Origin of the sequence: Edaphobacter sp. HDX4, from assembly GCF_036877565.1 — a bacterium.
Classification (GTDB): Bacteria; Acidobacteriota; Terriglobia; order Terriglobales; family Acidobacteriaceae; genus Edaphobacter.
This window is the reverse complement of the sequence record NZ_JAEDXW010000013.1, coordinates 133,653-155,988: the sequence shown is the minus strand read 5'-3', so window position 1 is coordinate 155,988 and position 22,336 is coordinate 133,653. Positions and strand designations below refer to the sequence as shown.

Here is a 22,336-nt window from a genome sequence, read left to right as displayed (position 1 = left end):
ATCCTTAAGCTATGAAATTCGGCGTTCTGGTCTTTCCGGGCTCCAACTGCGATCACGACACTTATAACGTCATCGAGAATCTGATCGAGCAGCCAGTTACCTTTCTCTGGCACGCATCGGAAGATCTTGAAGACTGCGACGCGATCCTGATTCCGGGAGGATTCGCCTATGGCGACTACCTGCGCACCGGAGCCATCGCGAAGTTCGCTCCCGTCATGCAGTCCGTCATCAAATTCGCCGGAAATGGCGGTTTGGTCTTCGGCATCTGCAATGGCTTTCAGATTCTCTGCGAGTCCGGCCTGCTTCCCGGCGCGCTGATGCGCAATGCCAATCAGCACTACATCTGCAAACAGGTCCATCTGCGGACGGAGACGGCAGACTCGCCCTTCACTCACGGGCTGGAGCGCGGGCGCGTTCTCCAGATGCCCATCGGCCACATGGAAGGCAACTACTTCTGCGACGCCGAGACTCTGGCAAAGCTCAAGTCCGAGGATCGCATCGCCTTCCGCTACTCCACTGCCGCAGGAGAGATCACACAGGACGCAAATCCTAACGGTTCGCTTGAGAACATCGCAGGAGTTCTGAGCGAAGGCCGCAATGTGCTCGGCATGATGCCGCATCCCGACCGCTCCAGCGAGAGCCTTCTCGGCTCTGCCGACGGTCTGCTCCTCTTCCGCTCGATGGTCGAATCCCTCACTCTGGCCCGGTAATTCCCTGTCCGCTACGACGACGCTGCTCCACGATTTAATCCATGATTGATATCCATCATCATCTCCTCTGGGATCAGGACGACGGCGCAAAGAGCCTAGAGCTCTCGCTTGAGATGGCGCAGATGGCAGCCGCGGACGGCATCACTCACATCGCCTGTACACCGCATGCGAATGACTACTTCGACTACGATCCGCAGGCCATCTCCGCAAAGATCACCGAGCTCCAGCATCTTCTCGAGCAGCGCCGGATTCCCATCACGCTGGGCCGCGGTTGCGACTTCCATACCTCCTACGACAACATCCAGCTGGCGCATGAGGATCCCACCCGCTTTTCCATCAATAGCGGCAGCTACCTGCTCGTCGAGATTCCCGACCAGGCACTTCCCCCGGCTCTCAACGAAGTCTTCTACGAGATGCAGCTGGATGGGCTAATTCCTGTTCTCACACACCCGGAGCGAAACCTTACGCTGCAAAGAGATCTCTCGCGCGTGAAGGATTGGCTGCGAAGCGGTGTTCTGGTGCAGGTCACAGCGGGCTCGGTGATGGGAAAGATGGGAAAGACGGCACAGCGCATCGCTCACGAGATGCTGTCCAAACGCTGGGTCCACTTCCTCGCCACCGATGCCCACAATGTAACCTCGCGCCCCCCCAGAATGCGGGATGCCATGGAACTCGTCGCTGAGAAGTACGGCTCCGACTACGCTCACCTCCTCTGCGTCTCCAATCCCCTGGCCGCCTTTATGAACAAGCCCCTGCAGCCGCAGCTTGAGGCGCTGGATCTCTATGAGGACGAGATCCCCAAAAGCTGGTGGCAACGTCTGACAGGACGTTAGCCTCAGCAGAGATACGAGCGCTCCGACACTCGAAAACATATACTTCGGACTAATGCTCATCTCTGTCTTCGTAATGACCTGGCTCGGCATCGGCGCTCCGTTCCAGGGCTCTCCGTCACCGCCTGACCTCGCGAGCCTGATTCACAGCCTTCCCGCAGAAGTTCGGCTCAATTCTCCGCAGCCCGGGCTGAAGCTATCGGAAGTACTGGGAAAGGCTCCGCTCCAAACAGTGGAGATCGATCTTCCAGCGCTCATCGAATTAACGGAATCCCCCGACGATCGAACCCGATCTATCGCGATCTTGTCACTTCTTGGCCTCGTACTGCCGGGCGAAGATTCGAATCCACCGGTCGATACCAAACGTCAAAGTCTGCTTCTTCCGTATGTCTCCCGCCTAGCCCCGCGTCTCTTTGATCCCTCTACCGCCGCGCCTTGCGGGCTCCTGTTCAATGTACTGAGCTTTATTCGACCTCCCTCTGCTGACCTTTCCCATATTCTTCTTCAGGTCCTGGAGGATCCCCGCAGTACGAAGCCGCTCCCGCCTCCTCCAACGCCAAAAAACGAACTGCCTCAAAGCCAGCTCTATGTCGGAGCGAACGCCGTCTCGGGGTTGCTGAATACAGGAGCTACTTTTTACAGAGACCCTGTGTCCAACATCACTGAGGGCTACGATACGGAAGAGGTACAACAGGCGATTCTGCGGTTCATCAACCGCCCCGATCAAACTCCGGTATCCCTCTCCTGGACCATCCAGATCATCGCTCGTGCGCAGCCTCAGAACCCGGCTCTAAACGACAGGCTGCTCCTGTTTCTGGACGCCGAGGATCCTGCCGTTCGCATGGAACTGCTTCGGGCACTACCCCATCTGACCTTCTCACAACCTGCCTACGCTTCGGCCAAGGCGCATCTGGCGCAGATCGTATCAGCTCCCTCCAGCTCCGCCGAATTTCGTAGCACGGCAAACGCAATTCTCAGCTGCTGGGATAACAATCGCCATCACCTCTGCCACTAATTCCCCGTGCCGGCGCTCTCAACCTTCGGTCAACTCGGCCTCTGCTCCGGAGCAGCCTGGAGCCGAACACGAAAGCTCCTGCGAATCAGCGGCGGAATAGGACCTGCCTTGCATCCGCGGGCCACCAGGATGCATCCGAGCGGATAAGGGTCACCTGCGGGCCAGCCACCGCCGGGCCGCTTAATCTTGCTGAAATTTTCTTTCTCCCCCGGTGGAGCTTCGAATCAATCCCGGCGCAAAACGGGAGTAAGCTGTCAGTACGCTGATTTCCTAACGAGGCGACCATGCCATCCACCATCACGCCGATCAACACAGAGTGGGAGAAAAAACGCCGCGTCGATGATCACGATAGCGGGCACGGTCGTCGTCCACCAACCGACAAGCGAACCGGCGGTGGAGGCGACAATGACAACTGGAACGATCGGCCCCAGGGTCGCCGCGGACCTCGGGAGAAGCTGGCTCGCGCCCGTCTAGGTCTCTTCTTTGCCCTCGCAGGCGACACCATGTTCTTCGTCGCCATCGTGAGCGCCTTCTTCGTCGCCCAGGGAAGCAGCCATATCGACGCGTACAACCACTACATCAACGAGTGGCTCCCGACTGCGATCCCGCCCATCCTCTGGCTCAATACCGCCGTCCTTCTCCTCAGCTCCGTCACGATGGAGATCGCCCGCCGCACCATGTTCCGTGAAAACGATGTCATGGACGAGTGGCTTGGCCTGGGCAAACCCATCACCCGCCGCGCTCTGCCCTGGCTCGCCGCCACGACCTGCCTTGGTCTGCTCTTCCTCGCAGGTCAGTCGGAGGCCTGGCGACAGCTCGGGATCCAGCACGTCTTCTTCGCCTCGAATCCCAGCAGCCACTTCTTCTACCTAATCACCTACACCCACGCCCTCCACCTCTTCCTTGGAATCGGCGCCCTGGGGGCCTCGCTGATCGCGCTCTACGTCTCGCGCAATCTTGAAACCCGCCAGATCCTGGTCGACTGCACCGGATGGTACTGGCACACCATGGGTCTCTTCTGGATCTTCCTGTTCGCGCTTCTGGCGTTCTTTCAGTAGACCATCGCTACCCGCTCGCGTTCGCCCTCCTCCTCTGCCCGCCGCCTCTGAGGTACACTTCCGCTGTGGAGAGTGTAGACGCCAACCGGTCCTCGAGCTCCGGCGCGGGTCTTAAAGTCGCATGGCTCGTCATTGGCTGCACATTTGTCGCCTCGCTCATCGCATCTGTCAGCATGATCGCCAAGACGATAAACTGGCTCCGTCAGCACGGTGCTACTGTACCCGCAACCTACACGGTGACCACGCGGCTCTGTGAAGGCATCTTTGCGGTCAGCTCAGCCGGCCTGGTGATCCTGGTTGTAATTACGATCCTGCGCAGCTATCGGAACCAATAGTCGTAAAAGAAAAATCCGCAGCCAGCGCCGCGGATCTTCTTGAATTGCCTGCTCTTCGAGCTACCGGCCCTTCTTCCCAGCCTTTGCCGCGGTCTTCGGCAACGGCTTCTTGGCGGCGGGTTTCGGGGGGGCCTTCTTGGCCGGTTTCGCTGCTGTCTTCTTCAAAGGGGCCGGTTTTTTGGCGGGAGCCTTCTTTGCCGCCACAGCCTTTTTGGCCGGAGCTGCCTTGACCGAAGCCTTCTTGGACGCTGCCTTGACCAGCTTCGCTGGCGCCTTCACCGGAGCCTTCTTGGCTGGAAGAGGTGCAGCCTTCTTAGCCGGGGGAGCCTGCTTCACTGGTTTCGCCGCAGCCACTGGCGCTGCGGTCTTTTTAGCAGCGAGCGGAGCGGGCGCCTTGGCCGCAGCCTTCTTCGCCGGCGCACCCTTTCCGGAAGCGGCGGCGGCAGGGGCGCCAGCCTGAGCCGCTGCCTCGGCGGTATCAGATTCCATGGCGGCCACTTCCAGATCTTCGACCGGTGCCGCCGCAGCCTTCTTTCTTCCTTTGCCCGCCTTGGGCTCTTTGCGTCCTCCGCGAGCACGACGCAGGTTGACCGGCGGCGGTGGCGCAGGCGGAGAGTACGGCTCAAGAAATGCCTTTTGTTCCTCGACCGTAGACAGTCGATTGTCCATCAACTCGAAGAACAGCTTCTCGACCAGTTCCTCGTAGCCCGGCAGGTCGGATGTGATGCGCATCTCCTGCATCAGCGCATAGGGAATCTTCTGCCTTGCCTGCGGCCAGTCGGTATAGAAGCTCTTCAGCTTGTTCTGGACTCCCGCACCCTTTGAGTGATGTGCAGCCCACAGGATGGCAACCGGAGACGCCGAGTGCAACAGCTTCCACGCCTGCGAAGGAGTCGCAGCTTCCTTGCCTGAGAGTTGAGCGGCGAAGGCCTTGCCGGCGGCTTCGAGACTGTCGATCTCCCTCACAAAGCCCTGTCGCACAAAGCTGCTCTTGAGTGCCGCCACGTCCTTGGGGGCCATCTTGGCGGTCAGCAGCGGGAAGTTCGCCGCCGCAGCCTCCGCATGAATGCCATGGATCTGGAGCTGCATCTGGGCTTCCCGCAGTTTTTCAAGCTCCGCCACATTGGCCTTGCTCATCGAGACAGCCGGATTCAGGTGCTTCATCCAGCCTTCCGACTCGAGGCGACCCAGCACCCGCAGGGGATCCTCCTCCTGGAAGATCTCAGCCGTCTCGTAGCCGCGCTGCCAGTCCGACATCGCCGAGATGTATCCCTCTTCCTTGCCGGTCTCATAGCGGCCGCGCGTACGCTCGTCCATCTGCCAGCCGAGACGGGCCATCAGCCGAACCGCCCGGATCATCCTGACCGGGTCCTCAATGAATCCGTAGTTGCTCACCAGCCGGAGCTCGCGGTTCTCGATATCGGCGACCCCATTCAGGGGGTCCATCAGCAGACCATACGACCCCTCGTTCAGCGAGAGAGCCATGGCGTTCACCGTGAAATCACGACGGCGGAGGTCGTCCAGAATAGTGGCCGCCTTGTAAACCGGCTTACCCGGCTTTGGATACGTTACCGACAGAGTCGAGCCGATCTCCATCCGTACGTTGCCGGGGAATTCCACGAACAGTGACTGGGTTCCCTCGGATTCGCCGGAGAGGGTCGCGCCAATTTTCTCTATTTCTTTCTTCAACTTGACAGCGTTCCCTTGAAGAACTACATCAAGGTCCCGCACCGGGGAGCCACTCGTAAGATCGCGGACGGCCCCGCCCACCAGGAAAATCGTAAGTCCTTTGGAACGTGCAAGTTCCCGTACCTTCTCAAGTGCGTCTCGCTGCGCTTTTGAGAGACGGTTCTCCAAAAGGTAAATGTAATCGGCCATATCGGTTGCATTCGCTCCAAAGCCGGTCTTAAACGTGACTTCCCGTTCTAGCTGGCTTACCTAAGCCACAGGAAATCAATCGTTTAGAATGGTCTCAATACCGAGACACAAAAGGTGAATGTAACACAGCGGTAGTAAATTGACTACTCTTATGGCACCTTTTTCGGTATAACCCGCGCCCGGCGTGCGACAATCCGCGGAAAGGAAATCATGTCCTCGGCACACAAAAAAGTGATCGTACGACGCCTTCACGGCGATACGCTGCCAGGCTATCTGCCGCTCTCTGGCTTTGTCCGGCTCCGGGCGGGAGACAAAGAGCGGGTCCTCGATCTGCTGGATCTCTCAGGTCGGGTCCTTTCAATCAGTCTGGCCGAGATAAAACATATCTGCTACGTCCGCGACTTCAATCTTGGCGACACGGTTAACCCCGAACGCCTCACCCGCCGCACCTTCCTCGCCCGTCCTCGTACAGAGGGCCTCTGGCTCCGGCTCTCGTTCCGAGGTCAGGCGACGCCCGCCAGCGAGCCCGAACAGTTCGAAGGTCTGGCTCCTCTGGACCTTAACCTGCTCGACGACGCCCTCAACGACGCCGGGCTCTTTCTTATCCCTCCCGATGTCCGGTCTAACACCCAGCGCATCTACATCCCGCGCGCCTCGATCTCGGACCTCCAGCTCCTGGCCGTCATCACCACCCCCTCCCGCAAGAAACCTCTTCCCGGTGGCTCAACCTCCTCCCTGCAGGAGGATCTCTTCCGGGCGCTGCCCTCCGACAGCAGGCCCAACTGAAACCAAGGCTCTGCCTCGCTGTAGAATCCGTCCATGAAGCTCGCCGATCTCGCCCAGCATCTTGGAGCTGCCCTTCGGGGGGATCCCTCGACCGCAATTACGGGAGTCGCCTCTATCGAAACGGCTGGCCCCGGCGACCTGACCTTCGTGGCGAATCCTAAATACTCCGCCCTGGCCCGAACCACCAAAGCTTCAGCCGTTCTCGTCGAGCCGGACTTTGCCGAAATCTCGGCAGCCACCCTCCGCATCGTCAACCCGTACCTGGCCTTCGCCCGCTCGATCGAGATCTTCTACCAGCCCCCTGTCTACCCTCCCGGAATTCATCCGACCGCAGTCATCTCTCCCTCGGCAAAGATCGGGGCCAACGCTCACATTGGAGCCTATGTTGTCATTGGAGATAACGTGACGATCGGCGACAATGCCGTCATTCTTCCCCATGCCGTCATCTATTCGCATGTCCAGGCGGGACACCATCTCTTCCTCCACGCCCATGCCGTTGTCCGGGAGAACTGTCGGTTAGGCGACCATGTCATCCTCCAGAACGGCGCAGTCGTCGGGGCTGACGGCTTTGGATTTGCTCGCCGCAGCGATGGAAGCTGGTACAAGATTCTCCAGTCCGGCCCTGCCGTGCTCGAGGATTCCGTCGAGATCCAGGCCAACGCCTGCATCGATCGTGCCTCCATCGGCGAGACCCACATCGGCCCCGGGGTCAAGGTCGACAACCTGGTCCAGGTGGGGCACGGCTCCACTGTCGGAGCGAACACCCTTCTCTGCGCACAGGTTGGGCTCGCCGGCTCGACCACCATCGGCAAAGGAGTCATTCTCGCCGGCCAGGTTGGAGTCGCGGGTCACTGCACCGTCGGCGACGGTGCCATTGCCACCGCGCAGAGTGGAATCCCTGGCGACGTGGAACCAGGTAAAGTTGTCAGCGGCTATCCTGCCATTGATAATCGTCAATGGCTCCGCGTTGTTGCGCTCGTAAATCGTCTCCCCGAGTTGTTGCGGGGTATCCGTTCCGCTTCAAAACCCTGATCGAACTAGCCAGAGGGCAAAAAACCCGAAGGCTGCGCGACCTGATTGTAAACTTTTGCATCCAACGCCCTAGTGATGGCTGAGCCGCCCGAGAACAGTACGACAGGTGTGTCCAAAACTGCCCATGATGTTCGCGTTCTACTGCTCGATGATGAGCCTGCGAATCTTCATCTACGCACCGCCATTCTGCGGCAGCATGGTTACAGCTGTGTGCCCGCCTCCACCATCGAGGAGGCGACCGAGGCCTTCAACGACATCGATATCGCGGTACTCGACTATCACCTGGGTTCAGGCCGCTTTGGCACGGAAGTAGCCACACATCTCCGCCGCAGCCGCCCCCAGGTTCCCATCATCATCCTCTCGGCCACTCTCGAGCGTCACTTCGGCGGCGCTGAGGACATGCATCTCCTCAAGGGCTACAGCTCCATCGAAGACCTGCTCTCCGCTCTCAACGCGCTCAAAGCCAAGCGCCTCGGAGCCCCTGTTGTCGTCGATGCCCGCGACTTCTTCTACTCGCGAATCTCGCTCGCAATCGGGTCCGACGTCCTCGTACAGATCTTCGATGATCACGGCGTATGGCTCTACTGCAACGAGAGCGCGGCGGAGTATCTCGGTCAGACCCGCGACTGGTTTCCCGGGCGCTGCGTCTTCGATGAGATGCCCACCCTGATGCGCGACTGGCGCGATGTCCTTCGCACCGTCGCACTCACTCGCGAGACCTATATCGACCGCACCCGTCGCGGCCTCCTTGCGCTTCCCCGTCACGGTGAGCAGAACGTAACCTGGAGCGTTCTGGCCTTTCCAATCACGCTCCACGATGCCCGCACCGGAGTCGTGCTTACCGCACGCATTCTCGAACGCTCTTCCCCGTTCATCTGATTGCCAGTCGCACTCGGCGGCCCGAGGTACACCCTCCGCTACGCCTTACCGCGTACATGGCTGTTACGCTTAATCTGTATGCGTCTTCTTCGCGCTTCTCTTGCGCTGCTTCCTGTGCTCCTCTTCGTCGGCTGTCACTCAGCCTTCGTTGAAGCGACCGTCTCGAACCGAACCTCCCAGCGCCTTGAACTCATCGAAGTCGACTACCCCAGTGCGAGCTTTGGAACCCAGGCCCTCGATCCGGGCGCCGACTTCCACTACCGGTTCAAGGTTCTCGGCGAGGGCAAGCTCACGCTCACCTATACCGACGCTGCCAACAAGGAACAGAAATCCAACGGCCCCGAGATCAAGGAGGGCGCCGAAGGACCGCTCCACATCGTCGTTGAGCCCTCCGGAACGAAGTGGCAGAACAACACCGCCATCCACTAACGCAGAGCCCGTCCCAGCAAGGCTTCATCGTCTGCCAGGAAAGTGCAGCGTCGTTCGAGACCCGGCCATCTAACCAGACATGAGCATGGAAAAAGTTAAACTTGGTTCACAGGGTGCAGTCGTCTCACGCATGGGGCTCGGCTGCATGGGAATGAGTGAGTTTTACGGCGAGCGCAACGATGAAGAATCCGCCGCCACAATCCTTCGCGCACTCGACCTCGGCATCAACTTCCTCGATACGGCAGATACCTATGGCATCGGTGACAACGAAGAACTCATCGGCCGCACTATCCGCTCGCGCCGCGACGAGGTCTTCCTCGCCACCAAATTCGCCCATGTTCGCAGGAAAGACGATCCGGCCTTCTGGCAGATCAGCGGCAAGCCGGAGTACGTCAAATCTGCCTGCGACGCGTCGCTCAAGCGGCTCGGCATCGAGTACATCGATCTCTACTATCAGCACCGCGTCGATCCCGAAGTCCCGATCGAAGAGACCGTCGGTGCCATGGCTGAGCTTGTAGCAGCGGGCAAGGTCAAGTATCTCGGCCTGTCCGAGGCCTCTCCCGCCACCATCCGCCGCGCCCACAAGGTCCACCCCATCACCGCGCTTCAGTCCGAATACTCCCTATGGGAGCGCCACGTCGAAGACGAGATCCTGCCGACGGTTCGGGAACTCGGCATCGGCTTCGTCCCCTACTCTCCGCTGGGTCGTGGGTTCCTTACAGGAACCATCACCAAGCCGAGCGACCTCGGCGCAGGAGACTTCCGCGCCCAGCGCTACCCAAGGTTCGAAGGCGAAAATCTGGACAGGAACCAGGTTCTCGTCGACCGCGTCCGCATCATCGCCGAACGCCGAGGCGTCAAGCCCGGTCAGCTCGCCCTTGCATGGGTCCTGGCCAAGGGCGAGGATCTCGTTCCGATTCCCGGCACAAAACGCAGAAAGTATCTGGAAGAAAACGCCGCGGCAGCAGAGATCAAACTCACCGCGGAAGAGGTCCAGGAACTGGAAGCCGCCGTCCCGCTGAACGAGGTCGTGGGCGACCGCTACGCTCCCGCCAGCCTGCAGTCGATCGATCGCTCCCGGTAGTCCTGCACCAAGACGCCAGCGGACCTTTCGCAGACTGGAACCGCTGGCGTCTACCGTCTCGACAACGTCTAGTCTTCTCCTGTGCCGCCCGCGCGTTTTCTATCCGGATCTCTTGCCCTGTCTGTCGCTGTTATATCGTTTGGCGACGGCGGCGCCTTCTTGTTGCGCGACGAATACATGAAAAATGCCACCAGAATCAGGACGACCGCGAAACCTAATCCTACGAATGTCAGCATCAGCGCTTTACCTCCAGCCTCATCAATCGGCGTCTCTGTGGTTGGATGCCTTCCGTCCGCCACGGGCAAGCCGGCGCTGCCTTACTCTTTCCATTGAGGTATTTACTCTTCTGCCGCTGCTATCCTGTCCCTATGTCACGCGGTTACTTCATCACCTTCGAGGGCCTCGATGGTTCCGGCAAAACCACCCAGCTACGCCGGCTCGCTGCGTCGCTTCAGTCTGAAGGGCACAAGGTCGTCACGCTGCGTCAGCCCGGCGGAACCGCCCTTGGAGACCGCATCCGTTCCATCCTGCTCGACTCCCGTTCCGAGGCCACTCTGGGAGCCATCGCTCCCCTCTCGGAGATGGCGCTGATGTTCGCCGACCGCGCCCAATCCATCCACGAGATCATCCTTCCCGCACTCGACTCCGGGGCCATCGTTCTCTGCGACCGCTACACCGACTCGTCAGAAGCCTACCAGGGAGCCGGGCGCGAGCTTGGCTCCGAGCGCATCCTTGCCATGCATCGCGCGGTCTGCGACAACCTGCAGCCCGACCTCACAATTCTGCTGCTTCCCTCATTGGAGGCATCGCTTCGCCGTGCCCGCCGCCGCAATCAGCGCCACGTTCAACAAAAAGGCACCGACGAGAATCGCTTCGAACGCGAAGATGACGCCTTCTACCAACGTATCTATCGTGCCTACGAAGTCATCGCATCCCGCGAGCCGCAGCGCGTCGTCGCACTGCGCGAGGACGCCTCCATTGTGCAGATCGAGACCCACATTCGTGAGATCGTCTCGCTGCGCATTCCCGCTCCAGTCATCTAAAACCCAATGAAGCATTCAAAAGACAGAAAGTGGAGGTTGCCCCCCGGACTTCCCCACCCGCTTCATTTTTATGCGTTCAAACCGTGGGTAAAGCTCGGCGAGCCCATCCGCCTCTTCGAGTACCTCCACCGGACCTATGGGCCCATCGCGCACTATCGCTTCATGGGAACACCCATCATCTTCCTCAACGATCCGGAATACATCCGCGAGGTCCTCGTCACCCAGGCATCCTCCTTCGTCAAAGAGCGAACCGTCCGCAGGATGAAGATTCTCCTCGGAGAAGGCCTCATCACCTCGGACGATCCTATCCATATCCGGCAGCGACGCATCGTCGCCCCGGCCTTCCATCGCCAGCGCATCACCGCCTACGCGGAAGAGATCGTCGCCAGCGCATCGCATCACGCCGACACCTGGAAGGATCAGCAGTCCATCGACATCTCCGCCGCCATGATGGCACTCTCGCTCGAGATCGTCGCCCGCACCCTCTTCAACACTGAGGTCACAGACGATATCCGCCGCATCAACGACGAGGTCAACAGCATCATGGACCTCTACCACTTCCTCATCGCCTTTCCCCGTATGGAGAGCGTGCTCCACCTGCCCATTCCTGGAGTCATGAAGTTCCGTCGCTCCAAGGCGAGGCTGGACAAGGTCGTCAATCGCCTTATCGCCGAGCACAAACGCCACGGCGTCGACAGGGGAGATCTCCTCTCCATGCTGATCAGCAGCCGCGACGAACAGGCCGACGCCTCCGGTCAGCACACGGGAATGTCCGATGAGCAGATCCGGGACGAGGTGCTCACCATCTTTCTCGCGGGCTACGAGACCACAGCCAACGCTCTCGCATGGACCTGGTACCTGCTCTCCCAAAATCCGGAGGCCGAAGCCAGGCTGCATGCCGAACTCGATCAGGTCCTTGGCACTAGCCATGACATGCCATCGCAGGTGTCATCCCGACCGGAGCGAAGCGAAGTGGAGGGATCTGCGTCCCTTCCGCCATCCGTCTCCCACCGGCTCCCCACACTCGCCGACTATCCGGCGCTCCGCTACACCGAGCAGGTCTTCGCGGAGTCCATGCGCCTCTATCCTCCGGCCTGGGCCATGGGAAGGCTGTCTACCAGGTCTGTGACTCTCGGCCCCTACTGTATTCCGCCCGGAGCTCACTTCTTTATGAGCCAGTACATCATCAGTCGCACGCCGGAGATCTACCCCGACCCGCTCCGGTTCGACCCTGACCGCTTCACCCCGGAAGCAAAGGCCGCCCGGCCGCGTTTCGCCTACTTCCCCTTCGGTGCCGGCTCGCGTCAATGCATCGGAGAGAGCTTCGCCTGGATGGAAGGCGTGCTTGCCATTGCAACCATCGCCTCACGCTGGCGAATGACCTACCTCGACTCCGCTCCACCGGTCCCGCAGGCGAAGATCACCCTTCGTCCGCGTAACCCCCTCATGATGCGGCTGTCGGCAAGGGAGCGGAACTAACGAAACCGCCAGACCAGCCCTGCCGTTATCTGTAAGAGGTGCGAGCTCGGATAGCTCGCTGTCGTATTTCCGATGGCAGCGCTGCTCATCGTCGTCAGGGAGCCGTAGCCGATCTCAGCTACCTTGAGATCGATATGCCGGGCGAGTCTGTAGTCCGCTCCCGCAAACACTCCGTACGTTGCTCTGCTCACGCTGATCGACGTATGGGGCGCCCTGCTCGTTCCAACGCCTCCGGAAACTTGCACGTAAGGACGCCACGACGGCGACAGGTTCTTCGCGACCACACGTACGCCCACCAGGAAGTTGTTCAACCGGGCGTTGTTCGCAGAGACGACCGTATCCCGCAGATCGAATCCCACATCCACGCTCTTGCCATGGTAACGGTCATAGTACCCGCCCATGTTTACGCCCCAGAAGGTTCGCGACTTTGTGCCCTCACCGAGGAACGCGAAGGGTCCGGAATCCGCCTGCGAGTTGCTCACTCGAATCGCAACCGGGTTCACATAGATACCAACCTGCGCCTGAGAGGTGACAGGAATCAGAAACAATGCCGAGAGCACAACTGCGAACAACCATTTCATCTACAAGAGTCCTTGTTTTTCGGAAGGGTTTTACGAAACGCTTTGTATGCACTCAAGTGTATCGAGCGTAACGGCCTTCAGTACACCGCAGCGCGAAAAAGTCGTCATTAAGGCGAAAGGGGCGGGACCATCATTGCGTCCTCACCCCTCGAAAACCTCAGAAACATCGCGCGCGGTGCGGAATCTCGCACCCCACTAGGCGTTCTTCTCCGCCACCCGCGGATTCAGCGTATAGGTTCCGGTCAGCTTCGCCTCTGCCAGCACGTGACCTTCGAGCGCGCCGCGAACGTTATCGCCCGTCAGATGGCCGTCCACCTCGATCCTGTCCACATCCAGCGCATACAGCGTGAAGATGTAGTGGTGAAGGATAGAGTCGTTCCACGGAGGGCACGGCCCATCGTAGCCGTAGTAGTCCCCTTCCATCTCCGGATCGCTCGCGAACCACTCTGTGTAGTTGTTGATGCCGTGCCGCAATCCGCCCGGAGCCGCAGGCCCCCGCTTCCCATGCGCCGTAACTCCATCGCTCTGGCTTCCCGCAGCAATCTCCCTCGCATCCGCAGGAAGATCAAGCAGAATCCAGTGAAAGAAATTCACCCGCGGCAGATCGGCCGGGACCTCTCTGGCTTCCTTGTTTACGTCATCGCCCTTGCTCGGCACATCGGGATCGTGCACGATCAGCACGAACGACTCCGTTCCCTCCGGCACATCGCTCCACGCCAGCTGCGGATTGCGGTTCTTGCTCAAGGCCACATGATTCTTGGCATCCGGCACCGCAAAGGCAAACTCTCCGGGAATTGCAGCGCCGTCCTTGAAGCTGTTGCTCGTCAGTTTCATCCAGACCACCTCCTCCGTACCACCATACGTTCTCCCGGTTGGATGTGCTGAACCGATTCCGCAGCTTCCCTGCTCCCCATCACAAACCTCATCGAAAATTTACCGCCATCCGTAGCCACCTGCGAGCGCCGCGGCGTATCTTAACCCGCAAGTGAGGTGCTGCCATGCTCAGGAGAGACTTCCTTCGCCGTTCCGCCAAAGGCCTCGGGGCGGCCTGGCTCGCAAGCAACTCCTCCGCCGCCTTGCTTGGGCTGGAACCGCTCTCGCAAAAAGTGACGGCTCAGGATGAGGTCGTCCTCGGCAAGACCGGAATCCGCACCTCGCGCCTCGCCATGGGCACCGGAACCATCGGCTTCGGCGGAGCCTCCAACCAGACGCGCCTCGGCTCAAATCCGTTCACCCGCCTGCTTCTCGATGGCTACAACGACAACGGCCTGCGCTTCTTCGACACCTCCGACTCCTACGGTTCGCATCCCAACGTCCGCGACGCCGTCAAGCAACTCCCGCGCGACAAGGTCGTCATCATGACCAAGTCCGACACTCGTAGCGCCGCCGGCCTGCGCCGCGACCTCGACCGCTACCGCCGCGAGCTCGGCACCGACATGATCGACATCGTCCTCATTCACTGCGTCACCGAAGGCGACTGGACCACACGCTATCGCGGCGCCATGGACGTCCTCTCCGAGGCGAAACAGAAGGGCGTCATCCGCGCCCACGGCTGCTCCTGCCACACCATCGAGGCACTTCGCGCCGCCGCCGCCTCCCCCTGGGTTGAGATCGACCTCGTGCGCCTCAATCCCATCGGCTCCCACATGGACGCAGACCCCTCCGTTGTCATCAAGGAGATCAAAAAGATGCGCGCCGAAGGCAAAGGCATCGTCGGCATGAAGATCCTCGGCCAGGGAGACCTCCGCGACCGCCCCGCCGAAGCCATCCGTTACGCCCTCTCCACTGGCGTGCTCGACGCCTTCACCATCGGCGCCGAATCCCGCAAGCAGCAGGACGACCTCACACGCAAAATCGCCGCCGCATAAGAAGTCACCACCGCGTGAACACCACACGGAACGGCCTCTCATAAACTTCCTCGCCCTAAGCTCTGCTCCAGCGGATGCGACAGCCGGCCTGCCCCATCTTCGGCGCAGTTTCCATCGCGCCTAAGGGGCATTCGAGCGAAGCTCGAACCACACCCACCCACACCATTGAAGCAATCTCACTCGCCACCTGAGCTTGTCATCCTGAGCGCAGCCACGAAGGGGCGAAGTCGAAGGATCTGCGGTCCGCCTCTCCCATCTACTCCGCCGGCGCTGCCCTCCGCCTGCGTCCACTGATCAGATACACCGCCGCCCGCAGCTCCAGCAGAGGATCCTCCGAAGGCTCAATCCCGTCCAGGCGCGGAATCGGATCGAAGATGATCTTCTTCTGTTCCTGCGCATCGTCCGCCACCAGCTCTTTCAGTTCAATCGTTCCTAACTCGACTACCTTCCGATCCTCCGGCCAGTGAACGGTGGCATCGTTCACCACGTCTCCATCTTCCGCAACCTGAACCGTCAGCTTGAACCGGATCGTTCCCTTGCCTACCCGCTCCGTCAACTCTTCGAAGAGATAGTTCTCGCCCTTCGCTGCTGCCTCTTCCGCACTCAGGTGTTCCTCTGGAGCCTCGGGAGCGATCGTGTATCGCCCATACCTGCTCACGCCGTCCTTGTTCGTGAACTTCATTGCCGTCAGCCCGAAGTACTTCTCCTGGGCAAAGCTTGCTGGCAGGGGAGTAATCGCCTGCACAAACGCTAGCGCCTTCGGATGGCTCCCCACAAACTCCTGGACCTTCGCCTTATCCTCCTGCGTCACCTCCCGCAGAAACTCCAGGAACTCCCTGCCGTCCGTCGCCGGAAACCCATTCGCCGAGTGCGCCACGATATCCGTGTGAACATGCTCGGCCAGGTTGAACCGGATCGCCATCCCGCGCGGGTCCGCATTAGCATCGTTATCTGGAACCAGTGGGAGCCCCGTCGAGTCCGAAAACCTCACCGTCACCGGAGTCGAGGCCTGCACCGCATGCTGCGCTCGCGTCAGCCCCGCCGCCTCTGCCGAAGGCGTGAAGGTTCCCGTCAGCATCATGCCCTTCGCATGCACCGGTCTGAATCCGGGATGTGGTCCAAAGATCTTTGCGAACTCACTCAATATCTCTTCGCTTAGCGCGATCAACTTCTCATCGTTCGGAAGCGGCATCGTCGGTCTCCTTCATCTCACAACGGGGTTAGAGGAAGTGGTCTAGCGAACGGATCATCGGATAAAGCTCCGAGCCCGGCCTCATTCTCATATCTGCGGAAGGATTGTTCCCTATTTGTAGCAGAAACCTGCGGCGCTCTTTCAGCCGCAGCCTGCATTTCACTGAGTCGTAACCGTCCCACACCACCATTGGCCCCACGCCAGACAGCATGGCCTGAGACGGTTCCGCTCCCGTTCCACCCACTACCTCTATTTATCGAACGTCCGCAGCCAGATATCACGCACCGAAATCTTCGACGGCTGACTTTCGATCTCAAACCCGATCAGTCCCGGCTGATTGTTCACCGAGTCCTTGTTGTCATCGATGAACACCGCCATCAACTGCCCGTTCATGATGTGCATCATCACGCCACCGCGCGCGATAACCTCATAGTCGTTCCACTCATTCACCTTCACATAGCCGCCCAGAGCCTGCTTATCGCGGATGTTCGCCACCAGCCGGTTCGGCTGCCCCGGCAACGCCTGCGTCACCTGCCCGCGATACGCCAGGATCCCCTGCATCGTGTTCTCCGAGTACCACTGCCCCGTGTGGTTGGCCGACGTCGCCGTCACCGGAAACCAGAAGTCCGCCTGCGGTCCCGTCATCATGAACTTCAGGTCGTACGGAGGCACACCCTTCGGCTGCGGTCGCGTCCACGGCTCTCCCGTCACGCTCCGGTATTGGATCCCACCGCCCCCACCCTTCTCGATCTTCATCTGCAGCTTAAGATCGAAGTCCCGCGTCTTGTCGCCGCGATAGACGATGTAGTTGTTGCCCTTCGGCTTACCCTCGTACGTCTCGCCGATCATCATCCCGTCTTCCACGCGCCAGATGCTCGGGTCCGCATCCCATCCGTTGAACGTCTTACCATCGAAGATCTCCTTGTACCCCGTATGCTCATCGATGTCATACGGCGCCGGATCATGGAACTTCGGCATGCCCGGCAGCTTCTCCCCGTTCGGCCCGGTCACCGGAGGCCGCGCAGGCGGCGAAACCAGCGCTGGCGGAACCTCCTGCGCACCTGCCATCGGCAGAACGCAGAAGACTGCAGCGGCACACACGCAGGAACGAACGAGACCGGCTCGACGAAATGGAGAGAACATTGGCATGACTTTCAGACCTTTAAAATTGAGACGTTTCAAAACCACGGAAAGTTTAGCCGCAAAAGAACTTGTTTGGCGACAGGTCTGAGAAAAGTTCGCGCGCAGTCAACATCCGCGCTGCCATCACCAGACTCTCGGCATCTCCCCACTCACTCGCCACCCCAAAAAGGTGTCATCCTGAGCGAAGCTTCTCGCAGCTTCATCGCGAGGAGCGCAGTCGAAGGATCTCCGGTTCCTTCCATATACCCACACGTCCTGCCGCTCTCCACCCCCAGACTCGCGCCCCCTACCGGCCCCGTAATCGGCTCATCACCCTCCGGTCCCGCTTCGTCGGCCGTCCGCTCTCCCACGTCGACTCATACACCGGCACTGCCTTCTTCGCCTCCAGCACCGCAGCCCGTGCCGCCTTGCTCTCATCCGTTTCGCGATACAGACCCTGCGCCACCGCCGCCGGGCCGCGCACATCGCTCAATCCCAGCACCTCAATGGCAAACTCGCCGGAGTCGTTCTTCACCCGCAGCATCTCGCCTACATGAGCCTCGCGCGACGGCTTCGCCGGTTGCCATGCGATCTCGCCCTTCTTCCAGTCCACTCGTCCCAGCTCACACGCCTTCGACGCCAGCGCACGTGTCTTGAAGAACCGCGCCGCCCACAGCCATTTGTCCATCCGCACCGAGGTCATCGCTCTATTTTCCTACGAGGGACGTCCTTATAAACCTGCGCCGCCCCCAGTTTGAACCCACACGCTTGCGCGCCCTCAACGGTCCAGGGGTTCCTCACGCTCTTCCCTCTCACGCAGCATCAGAAACGCCTTCGCCGCCGCCAGCGGAATCAGGCTCACGAGGAAGATCGCAATCGCCGCACCCCTGCTGATCCAGTGAGCCCGCCAGAGTATGACCACCATGACACAGAAGATCGGCAGGCTCGACATCGCCCTCTGCGCCAGAGTCACCCGCTTGCTCATACCAACGATCCTTCCATCTTTGCCCTGCAACAGCAAGACCGGTCAACTTACGCATCTCTCGCTCATCGATCTCGGCACCGAAAAACGTGGGCGGGGCACAGTCTGTCTCATGGATCGAAACTCAAGAGCTCACACACAAAGGCCTAGCGAAGATTACCTGTTCCCCACGCACCGCCGCGCACTGCTCCGGGCGCAAGCGGAAGGACGACGACCGTTCGTCCCTGCCAGTACCCCAACACACCCAACTCCAGCAATCTCTGCAACGTCTCATGCCGTGCATCCACCGCATGCTGTTCCAGAAAATGGCTGGCCTCGGTCTTGGTCGTGAAGGTAACGAAGTTGTCCGGATGACGATTCACGTCGTCGCGCAAACTCTCGAGCATCGCCCCGTCTGCGGTCTCCTCAGCAGAAGCAATCACCACGGGCTGCTGCACGCGCCAGTCCGTTCGAGGTGTCGCACCCGCCGTGACGCAAAACTGTCCGGCGAGAGCCACAACGCAGACATACTTGAGAGCTGCATGCATTCCTCAATTCTGATCGGTCGTCGCCATTAACGTTATTCCCCAAACGTGTCATAGTTCGGCGTTACTCCTGTCACCAGCACCACAACAACCAACCAGCATTCGAGCATGTCATCCTGAGCGAAGCCCGAAGGGCGAAGTCGAAGGATCTGCGGTCCACCCTCTCTGCTGCCCTCCGCTTCAACACCCAATCGGACCGCCTTGCCTAAGAGCACGGCACGAGCCGTTCCGAACCCTCCGCCGCAACGAAGCGGATTCAGCCGCTGGGGATCCCTGAAATGCTGTCAACCCCTCCGCCCCTTCCATGCGCGCAGAAATCTCCGCCAACCTCCCTGTTCCCAACACTTCCGGGCCCACTACAATTCACGCCGATCTGCCGACGAGTTCACTTCCGTAGCCTAAGATAGAAACAGTGGATCGATGGCGTGAGGTCTCAGCGCCAAATCACACGAGGTCCGGACCTAAGTATCATCGTTCCAAGATTTTGCACACTTTTGGTAGGGGGAGGGGTATGGCGGAAAAACAGGAGATCGAGCTCACGCGTCCAGCGGACTTCAGCGCCTTTCTCGGCAACACTGCCGCCGTCGAGCATCTTCGGACCGCCATCGCCGCCGGTCGCTTCCCTCACTCCCTCATCCTCTCCGGCCCCGCAGGCGCAGGTAAATACACCCTCGCCCTCATGCTCACCATGGCGCTCGAGTGCGAACGTCAGCCCCGCGAGCTTCACTCCTACAATCCAGCCCTCGGGTCCACCGGGCAGTCCCTCGCCAGCTTCTGCGGAGTCTGCCGCAACTGCACCCGCATCGCCACCGCATTTCCCCTCGATGAGGAGATCGACAAGGCCATCGCCGCCCGTGAGGATCTGCGCGAGACCGACAAAAAAGAGACCCGCGTCCTCATCCAGCCGCACCCCGACGTCCTCATCATCCCGCCCGATCCTCCCCAGCTGCTCGTCAAGCTCGGTCAGGTCCGCTCCATCATCCAGAGCGCCCATTACCTCCCCGCCGAGGCTCCCCGCAAGGTCTTCATCATCACGGCCTCCAGCTTCATGAAGGAGGCCGCCAACTCCCTCCTCAAGGTTCTCGAGGAGCCGCCGGCGACCGTCCACATCATCCTGCTGTCGGAGAATCCCGGCGAGCTTCTGCCCACCATCCGATCCCGCGCGGCCACCGTCCGGCTCGGCGCCCTTCCGGTCGAAGAGATCGAGATGATGCTCCGCGATCGTCGCCCCGACGTTCCCCCCAAACAGCGCACCCTCATCGCCCGGCTCGCCCAGGGAGCTGCGGGCCGCGCCCTCGGCTTCGATCTCGCCGCCTACACTGCGGCGCGCGCCGACGCCATGCTTCTGCTGCGCCAGGCCACGCATGAGCCTGACCACACCGTGCTCTTCAAGATGACCGAGACCTACCGCGCCGGAGCCGAAGGCCAGCAGAAGACCTCGGAGCTCCTCCGCACCTTCTCGCTGCTGCTCGAAGACATTCTCCTGATTCAGGCCGGAACCCCGGAGCTGCTGCGCAACACCGACCTTCGATCCGAGCTCGAACGCATCGCCCAGACCGTCTCCTTCCAGTGGATCGAGCAGGCATCACGCTCGCTCGATCAGGTCTGGACCGGCATGCGCCGCAACCTTCTGCGCTCCCTCTCGCTCGACTCCTTCGCTGGAGCACTAGCCACTTCGAATCGTTGACACGAAATCTCACCCGCACTGGAGGTGTCATCCTGAGCGAAGCCCGGAGGCCGCAGTAAACCGTGTCATCCTGAACGAAGCCCCGCAGGGGCAAGTTGAAGGATCTGCGTTTCGCCTTACTTCTCCCGCGCGGCCTTCCTCAAACGATCGCGAATCGCCTCGCCGATCCCATCCATCTCCGGGACCGGGCAGACGATCACCGTCGCGTTCGCATGGTCGAGCTCGCGCAGCCCGGCAAACAACCGCCGCGCCAGCACCTCTCCATTGCCCCACGGTCCCCAGCGATAGACCAGCGGCGCGTACGAGCCGTCCCAGCCGTCCGGCAGCATCACGCCAATCTCATCTTTCGAATCCGCCAGCCGGTCGATCGTCTCGACCAGGCGCTGCTCGATCACAACTGGTCTTTTGCCGGAGACATCGACCAGCAGCAGCCGCGCCCGCGGAGCATAGTGCCGAATCCCGACTCCCGGCGACGGCAGACTCTCCGGCGTCCCTTCTATCCTCGCCGGGCGAAAGATCTCCACGCTTCCGGATCCAAGCACCCTCTCCAGATCCTCCCGCGAGACTCCTCCCGGCCGATAGATCATCCAGCCCGATCCGCTCTCCGCCGGCCCGAGAACGGTCGACTCCACGCCCACGCTCGTCGGGCCGCCGTCCAGAACAGCGTCGATGCGCCCTTCCAGATCTCCCAGAACATGGGCCGCGGTCGTCGGGCTCGTCCTGCCAAAGCGGTTCGCACTCGGAGCCGCAATCGGAACCCCGGCCCGCCGGATCAGCTCGAGCGCCAGCGGATGCGCCGGAATCCTTACTCCGACCAGCGGCCTCCCCGCCGTCACTGCGTCCGGAACCGCTGCCGTCCTTGGAAGCAGCAGGGTCAGCGGCCCCGGCCAGAAAAACTCCATCAGCCTCTCGACCTCAGGCGGAACCTCCGCAATCCTGTCCACCATCTCGCGATCGCTCACATGCGCGATCACCGGGTCCCACCCGGGCCTCTCCTTCGCCGCAAAGATCTTTGCAACAGCTGCCGCATCAAGGGCATTCGCGCCAAGCCCATAGACGGTCTCGGTCGGGAATGCCACCGTCGCTCCCTCGCACAGAAGCGCTGCCGCGCGCCCAACCCCCTGCTCTCCTGTCAGAATCTCTGTTTTTCCACCGGACATATCTCCATGCTATCGCCACATCTACGCCTCGTACCGCCGTATACTCACCCCATGGCGAATGCTGAGATCGAACTCAAGCTCCCCGTCTCGGATCCACAGGCCTTCCAGTCACGTCTCCGCGATCTGGGCTTTTATACTCAGACACCGCGCACCTTCGAACACAACACGCTGTACGATACGCCGTCCCGCGAACTCCGCTCTCGCACAGAGATTCTTCGCATCCGGCAGTATGGCGACACGTACACCGTGACCCACAAAGGTCTCGCCGATCCCAAGAGCGCACCCAGCTCCTCCCGCTACAAGGTGCGCATCGAGACGGAGACGACCGTCGCTGACGGAGCGGCACTAGCTTCGATCTTCAAACACCTCGGTTATCTTCCAGCGTTCATTTACGAGAAGTACCGCACCGAATGGGCCAGCGCCGAGGTGCCTACAGCGCATGTCGTCGTCGATGAGACTCCTATCGGGACCTATGCCGAGCTCGAAGGCCCACCGGAGTGGATCGATCGCACGCTGTTGCTGCTCGAAATCGATCCGGCTACCTGCATCACCGATAGCTACGGCACTCTCTTCCTCAAATGGAAAAAGAGCACCGGCAGCCCGGCAGAGAACCTCACCTTTGCGGAGGTTGCTGCTCCCGCACTGGCCACTTCCTAAAGACA

Annotated in this window: 24 protein-coding genes; 15 read left to right on the top strand and 9 right to left on the bottom strand. The window is 60.6% G+C overall.

Annotated elements, in window-relative coordinates; all coding sequences use genetic code 11:
• Window positions 1-11: 11 nt before the first annotated feature.
• The 5 genes from purQ (at window position 12) to JAO29_RS14065 (ending at window position 3,948) form a co-directional block, all read left to right on the top strand.
• Window positions 12-710 (top strand): phosphoribosylformylglycinamidine synthase subunit PurQ, encoded by a 699-nt coding sequence (gene purQ, locus JAO29_RS14085; RefSeq protein WP_334268871.1) that lies wholly within the window; start codon window positions 12-14, stop codon window positions 708-710.
• 41 nt (window positions 711-751) lie between these two features.
• Window positions 752-1,543 carry a tyrosine-protein phosphatase gene (locus JAO29_RS14080; protein WP_334268870.1) on the top strand — a complete coding sequence of 264 codons (792 nt, stop codon included), beginning with the start codon at window positions 752-754 and terminating at the stop codon, window positions 1,541-1,543.
• Between the two features lie 52 nt (window positions 1,544-1,595).
• Window positions 1,596-2,555 carry a hypothetical protein gene (locus JAO29_RS14075; RefSeq protein ID WP_334268869.1) on the top strand — a complete coding sequence of 320 codons (960 nt, stop codon included), beginning with the start codon at window positions 1,596-1,598 and terminating at the stop codon, window positions 2,553-2,555.
• Between the two features lie 284 nt (window positions 2,556-2,839).
• On the top strand, window positions 2,840-3,613 hold the full coding sequence (locus JAO29_RS14070; protein WP_334268868.1) for a cytochrome c oxidase subunit 3: 774 nt from the start codon (window positions 2,840-2,842) through the stop codon (window positions 3,611-3,613).
• A gap of 65 nt (window positions 3,614-3,678) precedes the next feature.
• A complete protein-coding gene (locus tag JAO29_RS14065) occupies window positions 3,679-3,948 on the top strand; it encodes a hypothetical protein (RefSeq protein WP_334268867.1) in 270 nt (89 codons plus the stop codon).
• A 60-nt stretch (window positions 3,949-4,008) separates the two neighbouring features.
• Here JAO29_RS14065 and JAO29_RS14060 read toward each other — a convergent pair whose 3' ends face one another.
• Window positions 4,009-5,826 (bottom strand): CCA tRNA nucleotidyltransferase, encoded by a 1,818-nt coding sequence (locus JAO29_RS14060; protein WP_334268866.1) that lies wholly within the window; start codon window positions 5,824-5,826, stop codon window positions 4,009-4,011.
• A gap of 210 nt (window positions 5,827-6,036) precedes the next feature.
• On the opposite strand from JAO29_RS14060, the gene JAO29_RS14055 reads away from it, so the two are divergent.
• From JAO29_RS14055 to JAO29_RS14025, 7 genes are all read left to right on the top strand, one after another.
• Window positions 6,037-6,612 (top strand): DUF6982 domain-containing protein, encoded by a 576-nt coding sequence (locus JAO29_RS14055; RefSeq protein ID WP_334268864.1) that lies wholly within the window; start codon window positions 6,037-6,039, stop codon window positions 6,610-6,612.
• Between the two features lie 33 nt (window positions 6,613-6,645).
• Window positions 6,646-7,644 carry a UDP-3-O-(3-hydroxymyristoyl)glucosamine N-acyltransferase gene (lpxD, locus tag JAO29_RS14050; protein ID WP_334268863.1) on the top strand — a complete coding sequence of 333 codons (999 nt, stop codon included), beginning with the start codon at window positions 6,646-6,648 and terminating at the stop codon, window positions 7,642-7,644.
• Window positions 7,645-7,752: 108 nt separating this feature from the next.
• Window positions 7,753-8,523 carry a response regulator gene (locus JAO29_RS14045; RefSeq protein WP_334268862.1) on the top strand — a complete coding sequence of 257 codons (771 nt, stop codon included), beginning with the start codon at window positions 7,753-7,755 and terminating at the stop codon, window positions 8,521-8,523.
• A 78-nt stretch (window positions 8,524-8,601) separates the two neighbouring features.
• Window positions 8,602-8,952 carry a hypothetical protein gene (locus JAO29_RS14040; protein ID WP_334268861.1) on the top strand — a complete coding sequence of 117 codons (351 nt, stop codon included), beginning with the start codon at window positions 8,602-8,604 and terminating at the stop codon, window positions 8,950-8,952.
• Between the two features lie 85 nt (window positions 8,953-9,037).
• Window positions 9,038-10,036 carry an aldo/keto reductase gene (locus JAO29_RS14035; protein WP_334268860.1) on the top strand — a complete coding sequence of 333 codons (999 nt, stop codon included), beginning with the start codon at window positions 9,038-9,040 and terminating at the stop codon, window positions 10,034-10,036.
• A 368-nt stretch (window positions 10,037-10,404) separates the two neighbouring features.
• Window positions 10,405-11,079 (top strand): dTMP kinase, encoded by a 675-nt coding sequence (gene tmk / locus JAO29_RS14030; protein WP_334268859.1) that lies wholly within the window; start codon window positions 10,405-10,407, stop codon window positions 11,077-11,079.
• Window positions 11,080-11,085: 6 nt separating this feature from the next.
• On the top strand, window positions 11,086-12,558 hold the full coding sequence (locus JAO29_RS14025; RefSeq protein ID WP_442886393.1) for a cytochrome P450: 1,473 nt from the start codon (window positions 11,086-11,088) through the stop codon (window positions 12,556-12,558).
• Here the strand turns inward: JAO29_RS14025 and JAO29_RS14020 are convergent.
• Both JAO29_RS14020 and JAO29_RS14015 read right to left on the bottom strand, forming a co-directional pair.
• Window positions 12,555-13,139, bottom strand: a complete 585-nt coding sequence (locus JAO29_RS14020; protein ID WP_334268857.1) for an outer membrane beta-barrel protein — start codon at window positions 13,137-13,139, stop codon at window positions 12,555-12,557. The two genes, JAO29_RS14025 and JAO29_RS14020, sit on opposite strands and share 4 nt — an antisense overlap.
• A 195-nt stretch (window positions 13,140-13,334) precedes the next feature.
• Window positions 13,335-13,973: a YbhB/YbcL family Raf kinase inhibitor-like protein gene (locus JAO29_RS14015; RefSeq protein WP_334268856.1), complete on the bottom strand. Its 639-nt coding sequence runs from the start codon at window positions 13,971-13,973 to the stop codon at window positions 13,335-13,337.
• Window positions 13,974-14,137: 164 nt separating this feature from the next.
• Between JAO29_RS14015 and JAO29_RS14010 the strand changes: the two genes are divergently transcribed.
• On the top strand, window positions 14,138-15,007 hold the full coding sequence (locus tag JAO29_RS14010) for an aldo/keto reductase (protein ID WP_334268855.1): 870 nt from the start codon (window positions 14,138-14,140) through the stop codon (window positions 15,005-15,007).
• A gap of 256 nt (window positions 15,008-15,263) precedes the next feature.
• Here JAO29_RS14010 and JAO29_RS14005 read toward each other — a convergent pair whose 3' ends face one another.
• The 5 genes from JAO29_RS14005 to JAO29_RS13985 all read right to left on the bottom strand — a co-directional run bounded on the left by JAO29_RS14005 (window position 15,264) and on the right by JAO29_RS13985 (window position 18,830).
• On the bottom strand, window positions 15,264-16,199 hold the full coding sequence (locus JAO29_RS14005) for a catalase family peroxidase (RefSeq protein ID WP_334268854.1): 936 nt from the start codon (window positions 16,197-16,199) through the stop codon (window positions 15,264-15,266).
• A gap of 249 nt (window positions 16,200-16,448) precedes the next feature.
• The gene (locus tag JAO29_RS14000) at window positions 16,449-17,348 is read right to left on the bottom strand and encodes a 3-keto-disaccharide hydrolase (RefSeq protein ID WP_334268853.1); all 900 of its coding nucleotides are present in this window, start codon (window positions 17,346-17,348) and stop codon (window positions 16,449-16,451) included.
• Between the two features lie 280 nt (window positions 17,349-17,628).
• The gene (locus tag JAO29_RS13995; RefSeq protein WP_334268852.1) at window positions 17,629-18,024 is read right to left on the bottom strand and encodes an RNA-binding S4 domain-containing protein; all 396 of its coding nucleotides are present in this window, start codon (window positions 18,022-18,024) and stop codon (window positions 17,629-17,631) included.
• Window positions 18,025-18,099: 75 nt separating this feature from the next.
• Window positions 18,100-18,306, bottom strand: coding sequence for a hypothetical protein (locus tag JAO29_RS13990; protein ID WP_334268851.1), 207 nt, complete (start codon window positions 18,304-18,306; stop codon window positions 18,100-18,102).
• Between the two features lie 143 nt (window positions 18,307-18,449).
• Entirely contained in the window at window positions 18,450-18,830 is a 381-nt protein-coding gene (locus JAO29_RS13985) for a hypothetical protein (protein WP_334268850.1), read from the bottom strand.
• A 508-nt stretch (window positions 18,831-19,338) separates the two neighbouring features.
• Here JAO29_RS13985 and JAO29_RS13980 point away from each other — a divergent pair.
• A complete protein-coding gene (locus JAO29_RS13980) occupies window positions 19,339-20,514 on the top strand; it encodes a DNA polymerase III subunit (RefSeq protein ID WP_334268849.1) in 1,176 nt (391 codons plus the stop codon).
• A gap of 116 nt (window positions 20,515-20,630) precedes the next feature.
• On the opposite strand, the gene JAO29_RS13975 is transcribed toward JAO29_RS13980, so the two are convergent.
• A complete protein-coding gene (locus tag JAO29_RS13975; protein ID WP_334268848.1) occupies window positions 20,631-21,674 on the bottom strand; it encodes an L-threonylcarbamoyladenylate synthase in 1,044 nt (347 codons plus the stop codon).
• A gap of 51 nt (window positions 21,675-21,725) precedes the next feature.
• Here JAO29_RS13975 and JAO29_RS13970 point away from each other — a divergent pair, with 51 nt between their 5' ends.
• Window positions 21,726-22,331: a class IV adenylate cyclase gene (locus JAO29_RS13970; protein WP_334268847.1), complete on the top strand. Its 606-nt coding sequence runs from the start codon at window positions 21,726-21,728 to the stop codon at window positions 22,329-22,331.
• The last annotated feature ends 5 nt before the right edge of the window (window positions 22,332-22,336 follow it).

Coding starts and splice junctions, on each gene's coding strand:
- JAO29_RS14010 (WP_334268855.1), top strand. CDS start 14,138: ATGCTCAGGAGAGACTTCCTTCGCCGTTCCGCCAAAGGCCTCGGGGCG.
- JAO29_RS14040 (WP_334268861.1), top strand. CDS start 8,602: ATGCGTCTTCTTCGCGCTTCTCTTGCGCTGCTTCCTGTGCTCCTCTTC.
- JAO29_RS14060 (WP_334268866.1), bottom strand. CDS start 5,826: ATGGCCGATTACATTTACCTTTTGGAGAACCGTCTCTCAAAAGCGCAG.
- JAO29_RS14000 (WP_334268853.1), bottom strand. CDS start 17,348: ATGCCAATGTTCTCTCCATTTCGTCGAGCCGGTCTCGTTCGTTCCTGC.
- lpxD (WP_334268863.1), top strand. CDS start 6,646: ATGAAGCTCGCCGATCTCGCCCAGCATCTTGGAGCTGCCCTTCGGGGG.
- JAO29_RS14025 (WP_442886393.1), top strand. CDS start 11,086: ATGAAGCATTCAAAAGACAGAAAGTGGAGGTTGCCCCCCGGACTTCCC.
- JAO29_RS14055 (WP_334268864.1), top strand. CDS start 6,037: ATGTCCTCGGCACACAAAAAAGTGATCGTACGACGCCTTCACGGCGAT.
- purQ (WP_334268871.1), top strand. CDS start 12: ATGAAATTCGGCGTTCTGGTCTTTCCGGGCTCCAACTGCGATCACGAC.
- JAO29_RS13995 (WP_334268852.1), bottom strand. CDS start 18,024: ATGACCTCGGTGCGGATGGACAAATGGCTGTGGGCGGCGCGGTTCTTC.
- JAO29_RS13975 (WP_334268848.1), bottom strand. CDS start 21,674: ATGTCCGGTGGAAAAACAGAGATTCTGACAGGAGAGCAGGGGGTTGGG.
- JAO29_RS14020 (WP_334268857.1), bottom strand. CDS start 13,139: ATGAAATGGTTGTTCGCAGTTGTGCTCTCGGCATTGTTTCTGATTCCT.
- tmk (WP_334268859.1), top strand. CDS start 10,405: ATGTCACGCGGTTACTTCATCACCTTCGAGGGCCTCGATGGTTCCGGC.
- JAO29_RS14080 (WP_334268870.1), top strand. CDS start 752: ATGATTGATATCCATCATCATCTCCTCTGGGATCAGGACGACGGCGCA.
- JAO29_RS13990 (WP_334268851.1), bottom strand. CDS start 18,306: ATGAGCAAGCGGGTGACTCTGGCGCAGAGGGCGATGTCGAGCCTGCCG.
- JAO29_RS14070 (WP_334268868.1), top strand. CDS start 2,840: ATGCCATCCACCATCACGCCGATCAACACAGAGTGGGAGAAAAAACGC.
- JAO29_RS14015 (WP_334268856.1), bottom strand. CDS start 13,973: ATGAAACTGACGAGCAACAGCTTCAAGGACGGCGCTGCAATTCCCGGA.
- JAO29_RS13980 (WP_334268849.1), top strand. CDS start 19,339: ATGGCGGAAAAACAGGAGATCGAGCTCACGCGTCCAGCGGACTTCAGC.
- JAO29_RS14005 (WP_334268854.1), bottom strand. CDS start 16,199: ATGCCGCTTCCGAACGATGAGAAGTTGATCGCGCTAAGCGAAGAGATA.
- JAO29_RS13970 (WP_334268847.1), top strand. CDS start 21,726: ATGGCGAATGCTGAGATCGAACTCAAGCTCCCCGTCTCGGATCCACAG.
- JAO29_RS14035 (WP_334268860.1), top strand. CDS start 9,038: ATGGAAAAAGTTAAACTTGGTTCACAGGGTGCAGTCGTCTCACGCATG.
- JAO29_RS14075 (WP_334268869.1), top strand. CDS start 1,596: ATGCTCATCTCTGTCTTCGTAATGACCTGGCTCGGCATCGGCGCTCCG.
- JAO29_RS13985 (WP_334268850.1), bottom strand. CDS start 18,830: ATGCATGCAGCTCTCAAGTATGTCTGCGTTGTGGCTCTCGCCGGACAG.